1 protein-coding gene is annotated in these 418 nt (G+C 36.4%); it reads left to right on the top strand.

Features of this window, described 5'->3' with window-relative positions; all coding sequences use genetic code 11:
• The coding region (locus OM075_RS25705) for an ATP-binding protein (RefSeq protein WP_301193403.1) at positions 1-332 on the top strand (332 nt) is incomplete at its 5' end.
• Between the last annotated feature and the right edge of the window lie 86 nt (positions 333-418).

The raw sequence follows: 418 nt of genomic DNA, 5'->3' as shown, positions 1-418 counted from the left end.
ACTTTAATGTGCAGAAATTACTGCAGCAAACCAAAATGGCTCGTATAGAAGGTACAATCTATCAGTTAATGAATAAAATATCAAAAGCAAACTTGCTTATATTAGATGATTTTGGCTTAACCCATCTTGAAAAACAACATCAAATGGATTTAATGGAGATTGTAGAAGATAGACATGCTCGTGCAGCAACTATTATAGTTAGTCAATTGCCCGTTGCCAGCTGGTTTGACATTATTGGAGAAGCCACCATTGCTGATGCTATTTTAGATCGTTTGGTACATACCTCACATCGCATAGAACTCAAAGGAGAAAGTTTAAGAAAAAAGATGTAATTTTGTCACACTAACCATTTTTAGTTACCCAAATCCAAGGGGGTCAATATGACCGGAATGAGGGGTCAACATCACCGGAATATCTA

Origin of the sequence: Plebeiibacterium sediminum, from assembly GCF_026013605.1 — a bacterium.
GTDB lineage: Bacteria > Bacteroidota > Bacteroidia > Bacteroidales > Marinilabiliaceae > Saccharicrinis > Saccharicrinis sediminus.
The sequence above is the reverse complement of the archived record's forward strand: the minus strand, read 5'-3'. Positions and strand labels throughout refer to the sequence as shown.